1 protein-coding gene is annotated in these 208 nt (G+C 55.3%); it reads left to right on the top strand.

Annotated features, from left to right (window positions below; translation table 11 throughout):
* Positions 1–17: 17 nt before the first annotated feature.
* Positions 18–208, top strand: a 191-nt coding sequence (locus AMS65_RS18405) for a hypothetical protein (RefSeq protein WP_206541936.1), incomplete at its 3' end; no start/stop codon positions are given.

The raw sequence follows: 208 nt of genomic DNA, 5'->3' as shown, positions 1-208 counted from the left end.
GACCAAGGAGGGTTCAATTGTCGACATCCACCATCGTCTTCATTCCGACCAGTGCGGAGCGGGCTCATCAACTCGTTGCTGCACCGGGGAAACAGGTAACGGCTTTCACGGTTACTGAGGAGTTGCAATCCATCCTTGATGTCACCGATCCGGAGGAAACCGAGCATGCCGCCATGGTTATCGGTTCTGTGTGGGGATTGACCCACAC

This window comes from Leucobacter celer subsp. astrifaciens (assembly GCF_001273835.1).
Lineage (GTDB): Bacteria > Actinomycetota > Actinomycetes > Actinomycetales > Microbacteriaceae > Leucobacter > Leucobacter celer.
Note: the sequence above shows the minus strand (reverse complement) of the source record. Positions and strands in the feature narration are given on the sequence as shown.